A 15,322-nucleotide genomic window follows, 5' to 3' on the forward strand; every position below is an offset into this window, starting at 1 on the left:
AGGAAACAGCATGTTCGCTGCCATCCACGACACATTCGGCGAACCCGCCGAGGTTCTGACCACCCGCGAAACCGACAAGCCCGCGCCCGCCCCTGGCGAAGCGCTGGTCCGCATGGTGCTGTCGCCCATCCACAACCACGACCTTTGGACCGTGCGCGGCAACTATGGCTACAAGCCCGAACTGCCCGGCGCCATCGGCGGCTCTGAAGCGCTTGGTATCGTCGAGGCCGTGGGCGAAGGCGTTGACGAAGCGCTGATCGGCAAGCGCGTCACCGCGGCTGGATTCCACGGCGCATGGGCCGAGTATTTCACCGCCCCCGCCGCGGGCCTGCTGCCCCTGCCCGAGGCGATCTCGGACGAGGCCGGTGCGCAGTTGATCGCTATGCCCTTCAGCGCCCTGTCCCTGTTGGAGACCCTGAAAGTCGGCGAAGGCGAATGGCTGATCCAGACCGCTGCTAATGGCGCGGTGGGCAAGATTATGGTTGGTCTGGCCAAAGCGCGCGGTATCAACCTGCTGAACCTCGTGCGCCGCGAAGGGGCCGCCGAAGAGATGCGCGACACTGGCGCGGAACACGTTCTCTCTACCGAGGATGCGGATTGGCAGAGCAAAGCGCGTGAACTGATCGGCAAAGAAGGCGCGGTTTCGGCCATCGACTCGGTCGGCGGCGAGTTGGGCGGTCAATTGGTCGAGCTTCTGGGTAAGGATGGCGAGTTGATCGTCTTCGGCACAGCCACGGGCCAGCCGCTCACCTTATCCTCGGGCGAATTGATTATGAAGCATATCGCCGTCAAAGGCTTTTGGGGCTCGCGTGTCAGCAGCGAAATGGCACCTGAGACACGGGGTCGGCTGATCGGTGAGTTGGTGCAACTTGCGGCCAAGGGTCAGCTGCCCCTCGACACTGGCGGCATCTACCCGCTGGCAGAGGTAACCGAAGCAATGAATGCAGCGCTAACCACGGGCCGGGGTGGCAAGGTTATGTTGCGCCCATAATTTGCATCTGACTCTTGGCGGCGGCCCTGCGGATTGGGGCCGCCGCCCCTCGTTCGGCTTTAAATTTCGAAGTGCTTAAAAATAGTTCGCCTCAGGAATATTTTGCCGTTTAATTAGGCAAATTCGCCGGTCAGGCGCTCAGAAACTGCCCAAACGGTGACTCTCTCCCGTCTCTGTGTTGATTAAAAATTGACCAGAATTCCTGCGGGCGGAGCCACTCCTATCCTCGTTGAAGCCACCATAAACACGCCATGCGCTGCACCCGTGCAACCGCGCGCCATTGGCGCGGCGATGGTTTCGGCCAAAGCCTCGCGGGGCCGATCTACGCTTAGCGATCTCCGTCAATCCGGCGCGATGAAACTGCTCTTTCCACGCCCTGACGGAGAGGCGTTGCAAGCAATCGTCATCAATTCCGCAGGCGGGATCACGGGGGGCGATGTCTTTGCCCTCAATGCAAACGCCGAAAAGAATGCAATGCTCAGCCTCACGACCCAAGCGGCCGAACGCGCCTATCGCGCGCAGCCGGGTCAGGTGGCCAGCGTCCGCAATAGTGTCACTGTAGAACCCGGTGGAACACTGCATTGGCTGCCTCAAGAGACAATTCTTTACGACGGCTGCGCGCTGCGGCGAAGCCTCTGTGTCGACCTTGCCCATGATGCCTCTCTGCTGCTGGTCGAACCGCTGGTCTTTGGCCGCGCCGCCATGGGCGAAGCCCTGCACGACGCCAATTTCCGGGACCGGATTGAGATCACCCGCGCGGGCCAGCCACTATTCCTTGATGCGATGACCTTGCATGGCGACGTGACCAAGCATCTTGCCGCAGCGCATATCGCGGCGGGCGCAGGTGCTTTGGCCACGTTGATCTATGTCGCCCCCGATGCCGAAGCGCGGCTGGCACGGCTGCGTGCCGCGCTGCCCGACAGCGCCGGGGCCAGCCTGATCGGCCCTGACTTGCTGGTCGCGCGCATCCTTGCCCACGACAGCTTCGACCTCCGCCAATCGCTCGTGCCCATCCTGCGCGACCTTAGCGGTGACACCCTTCCCAGATCATGGATGACCTGACGTGCAACTGACCCCGAGAGAAAAAGACAAATTGCTGATCTCAATGGCCGCCGAAGTGGCGCGCAAGCGCCTAGCGCGGGGGGTCAAGCTGAACCACCCCGAAGCAATCGCCTTAATCACCGACGCAGTGGTCGAAGGCGCGCGCGATGGGCGCAGCGTGGCCGATATGATGCAGGCCGGCGCCCATGTGATCACCCGCGAAGACTGTATGGAAGGGGTGTCTGAGATGATCCCGGAAGTGCAGGTTGAGGCGACATTCCCCGACGGGACCAAGCTCGTCACCGTTCACAACCCCATTAGATAAGGACATATCATGCCCCGTTTCGCCCCCCTTCTCGCCCTCCCGTTGATGTCCTGCGCTATGGCGGCCTTTGCCCATTCTGCCCCCCTGCCGCACAGCCACGGGGCCGAGGCGGAAACATCGCCGATCGTGTATGCCGTCGCCGGCCTGGCCTTTGTTTTGTCGGGTTTAATTGCCCTCTCTCGACGCTTGAAAACGGCCAAAGCATGATACCGGGCGAGGTTTTTCCTGCGGCGGGTATGCTGACCCTTAACGCTGACCGCGAGGCGATTACCCTGATGGTCGCGAGCACCGGCGACCGCCCGGTGCAAGTTGGCAGCCACTACCATTTCGCCGAGAGCAACCCCGCGCTTGATTTCAACCGCGCCGCCGCACGGGGCTTGAGGCTTGATATCGCCGCAGGCACCGCCGTGCGTTTTGAGCCCGGCCAGCGCCGCAAGGTGTCGCTTATCCCGTTCAGCGGTGATCGGCGTATCTTTGGCTTCAACAGCGCGGTGATGGGAGACCTCTGATGCCTGCACAGATCAAACGCAGTGACTATGCTGCCATGTTCGGCCCCACGGTGGGCGACCGGGTGCGGCTGGCCGACACGGACCTCATCATCGAAGTTGAGCGCGACCTGACCACCGAACGCAGCGGCCAAAACGCTCCCGCCTATGGCGAAGAGGTCAAGTTCGGCGGAGGCAAGGTGATCCGCGACGGCATGGGCCAATCGCAGGTGACCCGCGCAGGCGGGGCCGTTGATACGGTCATCACCAATGCGCTGATCGTCGACCATACCGGCATCTACAAAGCCGATGTGGGGCTGAAAGACGGGCGTATCGCCAAGATCGGCAAGGCAGGCAACCCCGACACGCAACCGGGTGTGAACATCATCATCGGGCCGGGAACCGAAGTGATCGCGGGCGAGGGGCGCATTCTGACCGCAGGTGGGTTTGACAGCCACATCCATTTCATCTGCCCGCAACAGATCGAAGACGCGCTGCATTCAGGGCTGACCACCATGCTCGGCGGCGGCACCGGCCCTGCGCATGGAACGCTGGCCACCACCTGCACACCCGGCGGCTGGCATATCGGGCGCATGATGCAATCTGCCGACGCATTTCCGATGAACCTCGCCTTTGCAGGCAAAGGCAACGCTTCCCAGCCTGCTGCCCTTGAGGAACAGATCAATGCAGGCGCCTGCGCGCTAAAGCTGCACGAAGATTGGGGCACAACCCCTGCCACCATCGACTGTTGCCTCAGCGTGGCCGATGCGATGGATGTGCAGGTGATGATCCACACCGATACGCTGAACGAAAGCGGCTTTGTCGAACACACAGTCGCAGCCATGAAAGGCCGCACGATCCACGCTTTCCACACCGAAGGCGCAGGCGGCGGCCATGCGCCGGATATCATCAAGATCTGCGGCGAAGAGCATGTACTGCCCTCCTCAACCAACCCCACGCGGCCCTTTACCGTGAACACGCTGGAAGAGCATCTCGACATGCTCATGGTGTGCCACCACCTTGATAAATCCATCCCCGAAGATGTCGCTTTTGCCGAAAGCCGGATCCGGCGCGAGACCATCGCCGCCGAAGATATCCTGCACGACATGGGCGCGTTTTCCATCATCGCCAGCGACAGTCAGGCCATGGGCCGGGTCGGAGAAGTCTTGATCCGCACATGGCAGACCGCCGACAAGATGAAAAAGCAGCGCGGGCGGCTGGCCGAGGAGACGGGCGAGAACGACAACTTCCGCGTCCGCCGCTACATCGCGAAATACACGATCAACCCGGCCATCGCGCATGGCATCTCAACCCATATCGGCAGCATCGAAGAGGGCAAGCGCGCCGATCTGGTGCTGTGGAACCCCGCCTTTTTCGGGGTGAAGCCTGAAATGGTTCTATTGGGCGGCAGTATTGTCTGTGCGCAGATGGGCGATCCGAACGCGTCCATCCCCACGCCACAGCCGGTATATTCGCGGCCCATGTTTGGCGCGTATGGCCGCGCTGTAGAAAATTCTGCCGTGGTTTTCGTCAGCGAAGCTGCAGAGGCTGCGGGCACCGGCAAACAGCTTGGCCTTGCGAAGCAAACCATCGCCGTGCGCAACACCCGCGACATCGGCAAGCGCGACCTGAAACTGAACGATGCGCTCCCCAAGGTAGAAGTGAACCCCGAAACTTATGAAGTCCGCGCCGACGGCGAATTGCTGACCTGCGAGCCCGCCTCTATTCTGCCGATGGCACAACGTTACTTCCTGTTCTGAAAGACCCAGATGACCCCAATCCTTTGCCAAGACATCCGCCGCAACGGCGATTGGTCTGATGCCGCTGACAGCGTAGCACTTACGTATGACGGACGGTTTCTGCGCCGGAAGGTTCTGACGAGTAGGGGGGGGCTGCCGTTTCTCGTCGATCTGGCGCAGACGACCTCGCTTGATCATGGTGATGCATTTGTCTTGGCTGATGGGCAGATGGTTCACGTTGTGGCCGCCGACGAAGACCTACTTGAAGTGACTGGCCCCGACCTGCCGCGCATTGCGTGGCATATTGGCAACCGCCACACCCCCTGCCAGATCGAAGCCGATCGTCTGGTCATCCAACGCGATCATGTGATTGCCAAGATGCTGGCTCAAATTGGCGCAGCAACACGCGAGATCACCGCCCCCTTCCGCCCGGAAGGCGGCGCCTATGGCCATGGGCGCACCCATGGGCATGACCATAGCCACTCTCATCACGCCTCCCATGATCACGACCACGCAGATGCCTGAAGCCCTACAGGCTGAACAGCTTCTGACGTTGGTGCAGATGCTTTCCCCCTCTTATCCTGTGGGGGCTTTCGCCTATAGTCACGGGCTGGAATGGGCCGTGCAGAATGGGGCGGTGGATGACCAAAGTAGCCTTACGGAGTGGCTGAAGACCGTGTTGCAGTACGGCACAGGACTGGCTGATGCGATCTATCTGAACGCCGCCTATCACGCCGAAGACCCGACCCAAATTGATGCGCAGGCCCGTGCTTTTGCATCCTCGGCGGAACGGCTGAAAGAGACCGTGTTGCAAGGCGAGGCTTTCGCCCGTGCGAGCGCTGCAATCTGGCAGATCGAGATCCCCCCGCTTTGCTACCCGGTGGCCGTTGGCCGGGCCGCCCGTCTGCAGCAGCTTCCACTGCGCCAGACGCTTGAGATGTTCCTGCACGCATTTGCGGCCAATCTCGCCACCGCGGGCATGCGGCTTATCCCCTTGGGGCAGACCGAGGGCCAGATCGTCATTCGCAACATTGCTCCGTCTTGTCTTGAACTCGCCAACAAGGCGCATCGAAGCACGCTCGACGATCTCTCTTCCACCGCCTTTCAAAGTGACATCGCCGCCATGAAACACGAAACCCAGTATTCAAGGATTTTCCGCACATGAAACGCAACAATGGCCCTCTGCGCGTTGGCATCGGCGGCCCTGTGGGCGCGGGTAAAACCACACTGACAGCCGCGTTGTGTCGCGCCCTACGAGACAGGCTTTCGGTGGGCGTCATCACCAATGATATATACACCCAAGAAGACGCCGAAGCGCTGATGCGGATGCAGGTGTTGCCCCAAGACCGGATCATCGGGGTCGAGACCGGCGGCTGTCCGCATACGGCGATCCGAGAAGATGCTTCGATTAACCTTGCCGCCGTTGCAGAGATGGTCGCGCGCCACCCGGATGTCGAAGTGGTCTTGATCGAAAGTGGAGGCGATAATCTCTCGGCCACTTTCAGCCCTGAGCTTGCCGATGTGACCCTCTATGTCATTGATGTCGCAGCGGGCGAAGAAATCCCCCGCAAGGGCGGACCGGCCATTACAAAATCTGACATCCTAGTCATCAACAAGACTGACCTCGCACCGCATGTGGGCGCGTCCCTTGACGTTATGAAGCATGACAGCGCACGCATGCGTCCAAGTCTGCCAACGGTCTTTTGCGCGCTGAAGTCAGGCGAGGGTATCGACGAATTGCTGGGGCATCTGGCACGGATTGGCGGATTGGACCTCGCACCGAAGACGCCTTCGGCGACTGATTAGGTCTGGTTTCCGGGCCCTTGGGGAGGGTCCAACCAGATTTACTGTCGATTAACCTCGTCGCGCATTTTCACTTAGGTGATTGGTGGCTCACTTTAATCTGCACCGAACAGATCGCGGGTGAAGACCTTCTCAGGAACATCGGCGAGGTCGGGATGATTGCGATTTGCAACGATCACATCTGCACGCGCCTTGAAGCGGTCGAGATCCTGCATCACCTCAGAACCGAAGAAACTATCCTCCTGCAACACGGGCTCGTATACGATCACTTCGATCCCCTTGGCCTTAAGCCGCTTCATAATGCCCTGGACAGAACTTTGACGAAAATTGTCGGAGCCAGCCTTCATCACCAGTCGGTAAATACCCACCCGCTGCGGCGCGAGGGCCAGGATTTGCTCCGAGATGAAATCCTTGCGGGTGCGGTTGGCCTCTACAATCGCGTTAATCAAATTTTGTGGGACATCAGAATAGTTGGCGAGCAACTGCTTGGAATCCTTTGGCAAACAATAGCCGCCATAGCCAAACGAGGGGTTGTTATAATGTTCTCCAATGCGCGGATCGAGGCAGACACCATCAATGATTTGCCGTGTGTCGAGCCCATTGGTTAGTGCGTAGCTGTCCATCTCGTTGAAATATGCAACCCGCATGGCGAGGAAGGTATTGGCGAAGAGTTTCACCGCTTCGGCCTCTGACGGACCGGTAAAGAGCATCGGAATTTCGTCGTCAATCGCCCCTTCTGCCAGTAGCTGCGCAAATCGCCGGGCCCTAGGGCTGTCTTCGCCCACGACAATGCGTGAGGGGTGCAAATTGTCGTAAAGCGCCCGACCTTCGCGCAGAAACTCAGGGCTAAAGATCAGTTGATCCGTTTCAAAGGAGGCCGCCAAACCTGCCGTATAGCCGACGGGGATCGTGGATTTAATGACAATTGTGGCCGTCTTTGTAACGGCCAATACGTCCCGCACAACCGCCTCCACGCTGGAGGTGTCAAAAACGTTAGTGCGCGGATCATAGTTTGTCGGCGTAGCGATGAGCACAAACTCGGCGTCTCGAAACGCGTCGGCCGCCTGCGTTGTAGCATGCAGATTAAGCGGCTTTTCCGCCAGATACCGCTCAATCTCAGGGTCGACGATAGGCGCACGCCGGGCGTTCACCTGCGCCACCCGGTCGGGGTTCAAGTCGACAGCCGTCACGTCATTATGCTGCGCTAGAAGTACGGCGTTTGACAGCCCCACATAGCCGATACCGACCACGGCGATCTTGGTCATAGTCATATACATGGGCCTTTCCTGTGAGCCGTGGCTGTGATGTTAAACTGCGTCCTCACTTTTGAAAAGGCGCAGGCTGGCAAGGCGTTAGCGCTCTTTAACCCAGTTTTGAGACGACTGAAACGCTACCGTCTTACCGCACTGCGCGACGCCACAGGCCGCGTTGTTGCCCTGCTTGCGTACGCTCTGTTGTGAGGCTGGCAAGGCTTCCTTCGCAAATTCATTGCAACCCACAACGCGGAGAACCCCGATGCCCGACGCTTCTGAACGCTTGTCCCTTCCCTATTTGATGCCAGCACAGGCGCAGAAACATGTAACCCACAATGAGGCGCTGCACCGGCTTGACCTTTTGGTGCAGCTTGCGGTGGAGAGCTTTGATGCCAACACACCGCCGGCCCTGCCGCAGGCGGGGGAGATTCATGCGCTTGGCGGCGTGCCCACCGACGCTTGGGCGGGCCATGCTGGTGAACTGGCCGCTTGGACGGAGGGGAACTGGCAATTCATAGAACCGCAAGAAGGCTGGCAGGCACTGGACAAATCCACAGGCACGTTGCGCCGCCGCAATGTGGGAGGTTGGTCGGATGTTGCCTTGCCCGATCTGACGGCCCTGCCCGGTGTGGGGGTCAACACAAGCTACGACAGCGCCAATCGCTTGGCGGTCTCTTCTAACGCGACATTGCTCAATCACGAGGGGGCGGGGCATCAACTAAAGCTGAACAAAGCCAGCACAGGCGATACGGTGAGCTTGTTGTTCCAAACGGATTGGTCGGGCCGGGCCGAAATGGGCACGGCGGGGGCAGATGATTTTTCCATTAAGGTCAGCGCGGATGGCAGTGTTTGGTCCACCGCGCTTGCCTTTGACGCAACTACGGGCATGGCGTCGGGCATGGCGCTGACCCAAACTGTGGACGACGCGACAGTGGGCCGCTTGATCCGGGTAGGTGATTTCGGCATTGGGGCGGATGCCGGGCCACTTGTGACCGACCTCGATGCGCACCAGCTTTCCGGCAATTATTCGGGCTATGGCGGCGGCCATGTGCAGGCACCTCTGGGCGATAATCCCTTTCCCACTTTAGACGGGGTCTTTGGCCTGCATTGCGGCAATAGCACCTTGGGCGGGCAGAACGCTTACCTGTGGCAAATCGCGATCGGGATCGACACGCCCGGGCTGGCCTTTCGGGTGCGGGCGAATGGTGTTTGGGGGGCTTGGCAGGGTCTGTGGTCGGGGGCCAACACGACTGTCGATGCCAATGGTTTCATCAAAGAAGCGAGTCCGATCCTGCGGCTGTTCAGTGATACCTCCGAAGAGCCCGCGGTGCCTTTGAACGCAACGTTCGAGCGGCTGGCGGTTGGGCAATATGCCCTGACAGGTGTTCCGCCTCTCGCCTCAAAAGGCTGGCAGGTTGAAGTACCGCAGGACGCGAATGGCAATCGCTTGGTCTATGTCGATTGTGACTATGACGCGAAACTGGGCGCGCTGCATGTCGAGACCAGCAAGGTGATTTGGCAAGACGGCTGGGCCGCAGGTCAGCCCTGTGACATCCCCAAAGGCCGTTGGGTTGACCTTCGGTTTGACACGCCAACGCGATGATCCCCTTACCCCGGCCCGCCATTAGCACAGCGGGCCGGAAGGCATTTAGATTATCCCGCGCAATTGCTCGACCTCATAGTTACCACCGCAAAGCAGCACGACAGAGGTTTGGCCCGCGTATTTCTGCGAGTCACCCAAGTAGGCCGCCAGCGCCAAAGCGGCTGCACCTTCAACGAGCATATTTTCTTCCCACGCCAACAGCTTCAGCGCGGCGGCGATTTGCTCTTCGTCGCAGTGCACGATCTCGTCAATCACCTCGCTGGCCATCGGCAGGGTAAGCGAGTCTGCGTCGACCCCGCCCGCCACGCCGTCAGCCAATGTATCAAGATGCTCGGTCTCGACAATCTTGCCCGCTTTGATCGAGGCGGCCAAGGCGCAACTGTTTGTAGCGCTGACACCGATGACGCGGGTCTGAGGTGAGAATTCCTTGATCACCGACCCCATGCCCGAAATCAGACCGCCGCCGCCCATTGAGATGAAGACGTTGTCTACCCCCTCAACCTGATCGAACAGTTCCAGCGCGGCGGTGCCTTGGCCTGCGATCACCTCGGCGTCGTTATAGGGCGAGATATAGGTATATCCCTCGGCCTCAGCCAACTGCTGTGCGTGCAGTTCCGACAACGAAGCATCGGCGCCATGGATCACAACCTTGGTGCCGAAACCTTCGATGGTTTTGCGTTTCTTGGCGACGACGGTTTCAGGCAGCACGACGATCAACTCATGCCCCGTTGTCTGCGCGGCAAGCGAGCAGGCGATGCCGTGGTTGCCCGACGACGCGGTGATGACCGGACGGTCGAGCGGCACGGTGGTCAGCTTGGCACTGGCCCCGCGCAGTTTGAAGGATCCGGTGTGCTGGAAGTTCTCAGTTTTGTAGAAAAGCCGCGTCCCCTCTGCCATCGGCAGGCGCGACGCGATGACCGGCGTGCGGTAAATTGCGCCTGCGATCTTGCGGTGAACCGCGCAGGAACGCGCGGCGGATTGGGAGATCAGGTCAGAGACAGGGGACATGGCAGTTTCCATCAGATTAAGTGAGATCAGGGTGAGCGGCGTGAAGCACAGCGAGCGAAATCGCGGCATCCTGAACCGCAAGGCCCGTGAGGTCAGCGATGGTGATCTGCGCCTCATCGGCCCGGCCCGGATGCGCGCCAGATAGGACTGATCCTAGGGCGACAACATCCTCAGCAATCCCGGCTTCAGCCTCCGCCGTGGCGAATTCACCATGATGCAGAGACTGCGCAGCCAAGTCACAAACCAACAGGTCAGCCGAAGTTACAAGGTCCGTCGCCAGTTCTTGCTTGCCGGGGCTGTCCGCACCGACGGCGGTGATTTGGGTGCCTGGGGCGATCCAGTTGCGTGCGATGAGCGGGGTCTTCGCAGGTGTGGTGGTGATGATAACCTGTGCCGCCCGGCAGGCGGTTTCGAGGTCGGGGGCGACGGTGGCGTTAAGGCCCTCGGCTCCGAGCTCTCCTGCGGCCGCCTCTGCCTTGGCCGCATCGCGCCCCCAGATGGTGAAGGTCAGCTTCCGCTCGGGCAGCAGCGCCTTCAGACAGCGCGCTTGGAAGCGGCACTGCAGCCCGGTACCAACGATCAGCACCCGCTCAAACGCGTCAACGCCGAGCGCGCGGCTGGCCAGCGCCCCGCCCAGCCCGGTGCGCATATCGGTCAGCCAGCCTTCATCCCGCAGGATCGCCAGCGGGGCGCCAGTGGTGGCCGAGAACATCAGGTTAAGGCCGTTTGAACTGGGCAGCCCCTTAGCGGGATTGTCGTAAAAGCCGGTGGCAACCTTGATGACAAACCCTTCGGTGCCAAGAACATAGCCCGTTTTTACATGGCAATCCCCATTGGCCGTGTCAAAGCCCAGATAGGTCACTGGAGGCGCCTGCACCCGGCCCTCGGCAGAGGCGATATAGGCGTTTTCGATAGCCTGTGCCGCCGCCGTCAGATCGAAATGCCCCTGGATTTGACTTTTGTTCAGGTCGATCACACACGGCTCCCCTTGGATCACTGGCAATATCGGTTGACCCGATTTCTGGATCGAATTATCTAATTTACAATTTCCTGTCAATCAATGGAACGCCCCGCCGATGCCCGAGCCGACCTTTGACAATGCCTGTGCCACGGCAGATGCCATCGCCTGCCTCTTCGGCGCGCGGGTGGAGGTTGTGGTCCATGATCTGACGGCCGAGCGTATCGCCCATATCGCAAATCCGATGTCACAGCGCAGCATTGGCGATCCGTCGAACATGCATGAGATTGACCTTGGCGAAGCCCCGGTGATCGGCCCCTATGAAAAGGTGAACTGGGACGGATCCACCTTACGGTCGATCAGCATCCTGCAACGACGGGCGGATGGTACGGCGGCCTATGTGATTTGCATCAATCACGATCAGGCCGATCTGCTGGCATTGCGCCGAGTGGCAGAAGCGCTTGGCCCCGCGCCTTTGGAGAACGTTGAGCCACAGGCGTTGCTGCGCAATGATTGGCACGACAGGCTCAACAGCTATGCCAGCGCATGGTGCCGTGACCGAGGACTGAGGATTGATGCACTCGGGCGCGATGACCGCCGCGTGTTGATTGGTGAGCTGTCCGCCTCTGGTGCGTTGGCCGAACGCCATGCCGCCGCCTATGTGGCACGCATGGTCGGGGTAAGCCGCGCGACGATCTATAACGACCTAAAGGCCCGCAATGAGGGGGATGCAGAATGAGCGATATATCAAAGGCACTCAACCTGCTGGAAAAACTGGTCGGCTTCCCCACTGCTTCGCATCGCTCTAACCGCGCGCTGGTTGCTTTCATGTCGGATTACCTGACTGAGCTGGGCGTCGAGCATCATGTCTTTCCCGACGAGACGGGTGAGAAAGAAGGGCTGATCGCACATATCGGACCGCAGGTCGAAGGCGCGGTCATTCTGTCAGGCCATACCGATGTTGTGCCGACCGACGGGCAATCTTGGCAGCACGATCCTTGGACACTTACGCTAGAGGATGGGCGTTATTACGGACGCGGTACCTGTGACATGAAAGGGTTTTTAGCGTTGGTTCTGGCTGCCGTGCCGCAAATGCTGGCGCAGCCATTGGTCCGCCCTATTCAATTGGCGTTTTCCTATGATGAGGAACCCGGCTGCCTTGGCACCCTGCCCTTGATAGACGCGCTGGCACAGCATTACCCGCGTGCCGAAAGCGTGATCGTTGGCGAGCCGACGCAGATGAAAGTGGTGACCGGCCATAAGGGTGGGATCGGGATTAAAACCACTCTGCGCGGGCTGGCGGCGCATAGCTCTAACCCCGGGCGCGGGGTTTCGGCCATCGCCCATGCGCTGCCGCTAATCGACTGGCATCAACGGCAAATGGAACAAGAGGCCGCAAGGGCGAGGCCGAGTGGTTTCGACCCCGCTTTTACGACGCTTCAGGTAGGCACTCTTCACGGCGGAACGGCCCTGAATACCGTGCCCGACGTGTGCGTCTTTGAGAGCGACATCCGCTATGTGCCGCCCCAGACCGCCGACGATTGGGTCGCTGCCTACCGGGCCGAGGCTGCCAAGGTCGAAGCTGCGATGCAGGCCCGCCACCCTGAGGCCAGCGTAACGCTGAGCGATATCGACATCGCCCCGGCACTGGCCCCCGAACCCGGCAACGCAGCCGAGGAACTGGTACGGCGGCTGACCGGCGACAACTCCGACACACTCGTCGCCTATCAGACCGAGGCCGGGCATTTTCAGGGCGCGGGCTATGCTACTGTGGTCTGCGGACCGGGCAGCATCACACAGGCCCATCAAGCGGATGAATATATCACCGCCGATGAGCTTCGCCGCGGAGCCGATTTCCTGTCAAAGCTGATCGACAGTCTCCGCTGAGTTGACGCCCTGCCGCGCAAGGAAGGCCGAGACGCGTTCCAATCCAGCGCGTAGATCCGCCGTGGGATTGGCATAGCCGATGCGCAACCAGCCCTCCATGTCCATCGCGCTGCCGGGGGTGAAAAGCACCCCCTCCTCCTCCAGCAACCGGGTGCAGAAATCGCGCGAGGGGAGCGGCAGGTCATACTTTACCAGCGCCGTGGTGCCGGACTTCGGCCTCACCCAAGAAATCAGCGGCTCGCCCTCAACCCAGTCAGACAGGATCGCGAGGTTCTCACGGGTGATGCGATGAGCACGCTCAAGGATTTTCCCACGGTTCTCCAGCGCGAGGGCCGAGAAATACTCATCAATCCGACCGACAGAAATGGTGTTATAGTCGCGGTGGATCATAATCCGTTCTAGCAAATCGCGCGGGCCTGCGACCCAACCGACGCGCAGCCCGGCAAGTGAATAGGCTTTGGACATGCCCGCCGTGCTGATGCCCTTGTCGTAGAGATCGCAGATCGACGCGGTATAGCCGTCGCCCGCCTGATCGGTCCCGCGGTAGACCTCATCGCAGAGCACCCAAGCATCGCTGCCGCGCGCAATCTCCGCGATTTGGGTCAGCATCTCGCGGTCCATCAAAGCGCCGGTGGGGTTGTTGGGGTTATTTGTTGCGATCATCCGCGTATCGGGGCGCATCATGGCGCGCAATGCGTTGAGATCGGGCAGAAAGCCGTTCTCTTCGCGCAGGTGCAGCAGCTCAACATCGGCGCCGATGCTTTCTGGGATGGAGTAATGCTGCTGATAGGTCGGCACGATGGCGATGACGTGGTCACCACGGCTAACAAGCGTCTGATGTACCAGTGAATTCGCGCCAATGGTGCCGTGGGTCGTCAGCACATTGTCACGGGACTGACCCTCGTAAAGCCCCGCCACCGCGTCGCGCAGCCGGTCGGACCCCTCAATCGCGCCGTATCCCATCCGCATCTCGCGCAGTTCGCCTAAGACGCTGTTGTCGACCCCAGCCATGTCGATCAAATCGCCTAGAGTGATCGAATCCACGCAGGTTTCGGCAAGGTTATAGCGGCAGTGGTTCTCGAATTCATTCATCCACATTTCAACGCCGAAGGTTTTGATATCCATGGTGCAATCCTCTTGATTATCAGCCGCGGGCCGAGCCGTTTAACGCCGCCATCAGCAGTTCCAGAAACTTGGGCGCCTGCGGCGGGGCGAGCCAGCGCATGACGGCCACGATCTCCTGCTCCGGTGCGATCCAGATCATATGGCCGCCCGCACCCTGTGCGCTAAAGGCGGTCTCAGGCAATGCCGAGTTGGCGTCCTGCCCCCGGTTCAGCCACCACAGGAAACCGTATTTGTCGAGGGTCGGCGTGGGCGTCAGCGACTGCCGCATCCAGTCTTCAGGCAAGATTTGCACGCCGTCCCACTGGCCATTCTGACAGATGAACTGACCGAATTTCGCATGATCCTCGGCCCCGATGAAAAGCCCACCGCCCCAGTGTCCGCCGCCGGTGACCGACTGAACGCGCGTGCCGTCGACCTCGACCCAAGAGGTCGAATAGCCTTCCCACCGCCAATCGGCGGAAGCTCCAATCGGGTCCATGATCCGTTCGCGCAGCACTTCTGGCAAGGGGCGACCAAATCGGCACAGCAGCGCATAGGCCAGCGCGTTCACCCGCACATCGTTGTATTCGTAATGGCTCCCCGGCGCGCTGACCTCGCGCAACTGCCCCTTGCGGCTGTTGTCCGCGCCAACGCCAATCTGGCGATAGTGATCCACCTGATCGTCTTTGCCAAAAATCTCACCGCGCCATTCGCTGTTCATCTGCAACATATGCCGCCACGTGATGCGCCCGTTGTGATCGCCCGAAAAATACGGCCCCGGCACGCTGTCGCCCACGGGGGCGTCGAGGTCCGCAATCAACCCGTCCTTCACCGCCAGCCCCGCCAGTACCGAGAGGTAACTCTTGGCGATGGAAAAGGTCATGTCCATGCGCGTCGTGTCGCCCCAATCCGCCACGCGCTGTCCCCGGTGCAGGACCACACCCGCCGGGCCACCGCGCGGGGCGACTGGGCCGACGATCTCGGTCCACGGGCCGCTTTCATCCCACTCGCGGTTGCCGACATAGGCGCCATCGGGGTAGTACATCTCGCGCGGCCAAGCGGTTTCATGCGCGAGGGCGTGATCTACGGCGGCCTGCAAGGCGGAGGTGGCGGCGAAGGTCATTT

General features: G+C 60.5%; 17 protein-coding genes. 12 read left to right on the plus strand and 5 right to left on the minus strand.

Annotated features, from left to right (window positions below; genetic code table 11):
- Nucleotides 1-10 precede the first annotated feature (10 nt).
- The 9 genes from ACSQ16_RS02145 (at nt 11) to ureG (ending at nt 6,387) form a co-directional block, all read left to right on the plus strand.
- Complete coding sequence (locus ACSQ16_RS02145; RefSeq protein ID WP_243263603.1) at nt 11-991, plus strand: zinc-binding dehydrogenase; 981 nt, start codon at nt 11-13, stop codon at nt 989-991.
- 291 nt (nt 992-1,282) lie between these two features.
- The gene (locus ACSQ16_RS02150) at nt 1,283-2,053 is read left to right on the plus strand and encodes an urease accessory protein UreD (RefSeq protein WP_243263761.1); all 771 of its coding nucleotides are present in this window, start codon (nt 1,283-1,285) and stop codon (nt 2,051-2,053) included.
- A gap of 1 nt (nt 2,054) precedes the next feature.
- Nucleotides 2,055-2,357, plus strand: a complete 303-nt coding sequence (locus ACSQ16_RS02155) for an urease subunit gamma (RefSeq protein ID WP_093928713.1) — start codon at nt 2,055-2,057, stop codon at nt 2,355-2,357.
- 9 nt (nt 2,358-2,366) lie between these two features.
- Nucleotides 2,367-2,564 (plus strand): hypothetical protein, encoded by a 198-nt coding sequence (locus ACSQ16_RS02160; RefSeq protein ID WP_243263604.1) that lies wholly within the window; start codon nt 2,367-2,369, stop codon nt 2,562-2,564.
- Nucleotides 2,561-2,866, plus strand: a complete 306-nt coding sequence (locus ACSQ16_RS02165) for an urease subunit beta (RefSeq protein WP_243263605.1) — start codon at nt 2,561-2,563, stop codon at nt 2,864-2,866. The genes ACSQ16_RS02160 and ACSQ16_RS02165 overlap by 4 nt, the downstream gene beginning before the upstream one ends.
- Nucleotides 2,866-4,602, plus strand: coding sequence for an urease subunit alpha (gene ureC, locus ACSQ16_RS02170; protein WP_243263606.1), 1,737 nt, complete (start codon nt 2,866-2,868; stop codon nt 4,600-4,602). Before ACSQ16_RS02165 ends, ureC begins: the two co-directional genes overlap by 1 nt.
- A 9-nt stretch (nt 4,603-4,611) precedes the next feature.
- Complete coding sequence (ureE, locus tag ACSQ16_RS02175; protein WP_093928717.1) at nt 4,612-5,106, plus strand: urease accessory protein UreE; 495 nt, start codon at nt 4,612-4,614, stop codon at nt 5,104-5,106.
- Nucleotides 5,081-5,746, plus strand: a complete 666-nt coding sequence (locus ACSQ16_RS02180; RefSeq protein WP_243263607.1) for an urease accessory protein UreF — start codon at nt 5,081-5,083, stop codon at nt 5,744-5,746. The genes ureE and ACSQ16_RS02180 overlap by 26 nt, the downstream gene beginning before the upstream one ends.
- Entirely contained in the window at nt 5,743-6,387 is a 645-nt protein-coding gene (gene ureG / locus ACSQ16_RS02185; protein ID WP_243263608.1) for an urease accessory protein UreG, read from the plus strand. Before ACSQ16_RS02180 ends, ureG begins: the two co-directional genes overlap by 4 nt.
- A gap of 92 nt (nt 6,388-6,479) precedes the next feature.
- Here the strand turns inward: ureG and ACSQ16_RS02190 are convergent, their stop codons facing one another.
- Nucleotides 6,480-7,655: a nucleotide sugar dehydrogenase gene (locus ACSQ16_RS02190; RefSeq protein WP_093928839.1), complete on the minus strand. Its 1,176-nt coding sequence runs from the start codon at nt 7,653-7,655 to the stop codon at nt 6,480-6,482.
- A 244-nt stretch (nt 7,656-7,899) separates the two neighbouring features.
- Here ACSQ16_RS02190 and ACSQ16_RS02195 point away from each other — a divergent pair, with 244 nt between their 5' ends.
- Nucleotides 7,900-9,240 (plus strand): DUF2793 domain-containing protein, encoded by a 1,341-nt coding sequence (locus ACSQ16_RS02195; protein ID WP_243263609.1) that lies wholly within the window; start codon nt 7,900-7,902, stop codon nt 9,238-9,240.
- 45 nt (nt 9,241-9,285) lie between these two features.
- Here ACSQ16_RS02195 and ACSQ16_RS02200 read toward each other — a convergent pair whose 3' ends face one another.
- Together ACSQ16_RS02200 and ACSQ16_RS02205 are read right to left on the minus strand one after the other, a co-directional pair.
- Nucleotides 9,286-10,248 (minus strand): pyridoxal-phosphate dependent enzyme, encoded by a 963-nt coding sequence (locus ACSQ16_RS02200; protein WP_243263610.1) that lies wholly within the window; start codon nt 10,246-10,248, stop codon nt 9,286-9,288.
- A 16-nt stretch (nt 10,249-10,264) separates the two neighbouring features.
- Nucleotides 10,265-11,224 carry an ornithine cyclodeaminase family protein gene (locus ACSQ16_RS02205; protein WP_243263611.1) on the minus strand — a complete coding sequence of 320 codons (960 nt, stop codon included), beginning with the start codon at nt 11,222-11,224 and terminating at the stop codon, nt 10,265-10,267.
- Nucleotides 11,225-11,324: 100 nt separating this feature from the next.
- On the opposite strand from ACSQ16_RS02205, the gene ACSQ16_RS02210 reads away from it, so the two are divergent.
- The gene (locus ACSQ16_RS02210) at nt 11,325-11,945 is read left to right on the plus strand and encodes a helix-turn-helix transcriptional regulator (RefSeq protein ID WP_243263612.1); all 621 of its coding nucleotides are present in this window, start codon (nt 11,325-11,327) and stop codon (nt 11,943-11,945) included.
- The gene (argE, locus tag ACSQ16_RS02215) at nt 11,942-13,093 is read left to right on the plus strand and encodes an acetylornithine deacetylase (protein ID WP_243263613.1); all 1,152 of its coding nucleotides are present in this window, start codon (nt 11,942-11,944) and stop codon (nt 13,091-13,093) included. The genes ACSQ16_RS02210 and argE overlap by 4 nt, the downstream gene beginning before the upstream one ends.
- On the opposite strand, the gene ACSQ16_RS02220 is transcribed toward argE, so the two are convergent.
- Together ACSQ16_RS02220 and ACSQ16_RS02225 are read right to left on the minus strand one after the other, a co-directional pair.
- The gene (locus tag ACSQ16_RS02220; protein ID WP_093928725.1) at nt 13,067-14,218 is read right to left on the minus strand and encodes an aminotransferase; all 1,152 of its coding nucleotides are present in this window, start codon (nt 14,216-14,218) and stop codon (nt 13,067-13,069) included. The genes argE and ACSQ16_RS02220 overlap by 27 nt on opposite strands.
- A 19-nt stretch (nt 14,219-14,237) precedes the next feature.
- The gene (locus ACSQ16_RS02225; protein WP_243263614.1) at nt 14,238-15,320 is read right to left on the minus strand and encodes a serine hydrolase domain-containing protein; all 1,083 of its coding nucleotides are present in this window, start codon (nt 15,318-15,320) and stop codon (nt 14,238-14,240) included.
- Between the last annotated feature and the right edge of the window lie 2 nt (nt 15,321-15,322).

The organism is Sulfitobacter sp. SH24, from assembly GCF_965641895.1.
Lineage (GTDB): Bacteria > Pseudomonadota > Alphaproteobacteria > Rhodobacterales > Rhodobacteraceae > Sulfitobacter > Sulfitobacter dubius.

Excerpts from the sequence above, each read along its gene's own strand:
- ACSQ16_RS02145 (WP_243263603.1), top strand. The coding sequence starts at position 11 with ATGTTCGCTGCCATCCACGACACATTCGGCGAACCCGCCGAGGTTCTG.
- ACSQ16_RS02150 (WP_243263761.1), top strand. The coding sequence starts at position 1,283 with ATGGTTTCGGCCAAAGCCTCGCGGGGCCGATCTACGCTTAGCGATCTC.
- ACSQ16_RS02160 (WP_243263604.1), top strand. The coding sequence starts at position 2,367 with ATGCCCCGTTTCGCCCCCCTTCTCGCCCTCCCGTTGATGTCCTGCGCT.
- ACSQ16_RS02165 (WP_243263605.1), top strand. The coding sequence starts at position 2,561 with ATGATACCGGGCGAGGTTTTTCCTGCGGCGGGTATGCTGACCCTTAAC.
- ureC (WP_243263606.1), top strand. The coding sequence starts at position 2,866 with ATGCCTGCACAGATCAAACGCAGTGACTATGCTGCCATGTTCGGCCCC.
- ureE (WP_093928717.1), top strand. The coding sequence starts at position 4,612 with ATGACCCCAATCCTTTGCCAAGACATCCGCCGCAACGGCGATTGGTCT.
- ACSQ16_RS02180 (WP_243263607.1), top strand. The coding sequence starts at position 5,081 with ATGATCACGACCACGCAGATGCCTGAAGCCCTACAGGCTGAACAGCTT.
- ureG (WP_243263608.1), top strand. The coding sequence starts at position 5,743 with ATGAAACGCAACAATGGCCCTCTGCGCGTTGGCATCGGCGGCCCTGTG.
- ACSQ16_RS02190 (WP_093928839.1), bottom strand. The coding sequence starts at position 7,655 with ATGACTATGACCAAGATCGCCGTGGTCGGTATCGGCTATGTGGGGCTG.
- ACSQ16_RS02195 (WP_243263609.1), top strand. The coding sequence starts at position 7,900 with ATGCCCGACGCTTCTGAACGCTTGTCCCTTCCCTATTTGATGCCAGCA.
- ACSQ16_RS02200 (WP_243263610.1), bottom strand. The coding sequence starts at position 10,248 with ATGTCCCCTGTCTCTGACCTGATCTCCCAATCCGCCGCGCGTTCCTGC.
- ACSQ16_RS02210 (WP_243263612.1), top strand. The coding sequence starts at position 11,325 with ATGCCCGAGCCGACCTTTGACAATGCCTGTGCCACGGCAGATGCCATC.
- argE (WP_243263613.1), top strand. The coding sequence starts at position 11,942 with ATGAGCGATATATCAAAGGCACTCAACCTGCTGGAAAAACTGGTCGGC.
- ACSQ16_RS02220 (WP_093928725.1), bottom strand. The coding sequence starts at position 14,218 with ATGGATATCAAAACCTTCGGCGTTGAAATGTGGATGAATGAATTCGAG.
- ACSQ16_RS02225 (WP_243263614.1), bottom strand. The coding sequence starts at position 15,320 with ATGACCTTCGCCGCCACCTCCGCCTTGCAGGCCGCCGTAGATCACGCC.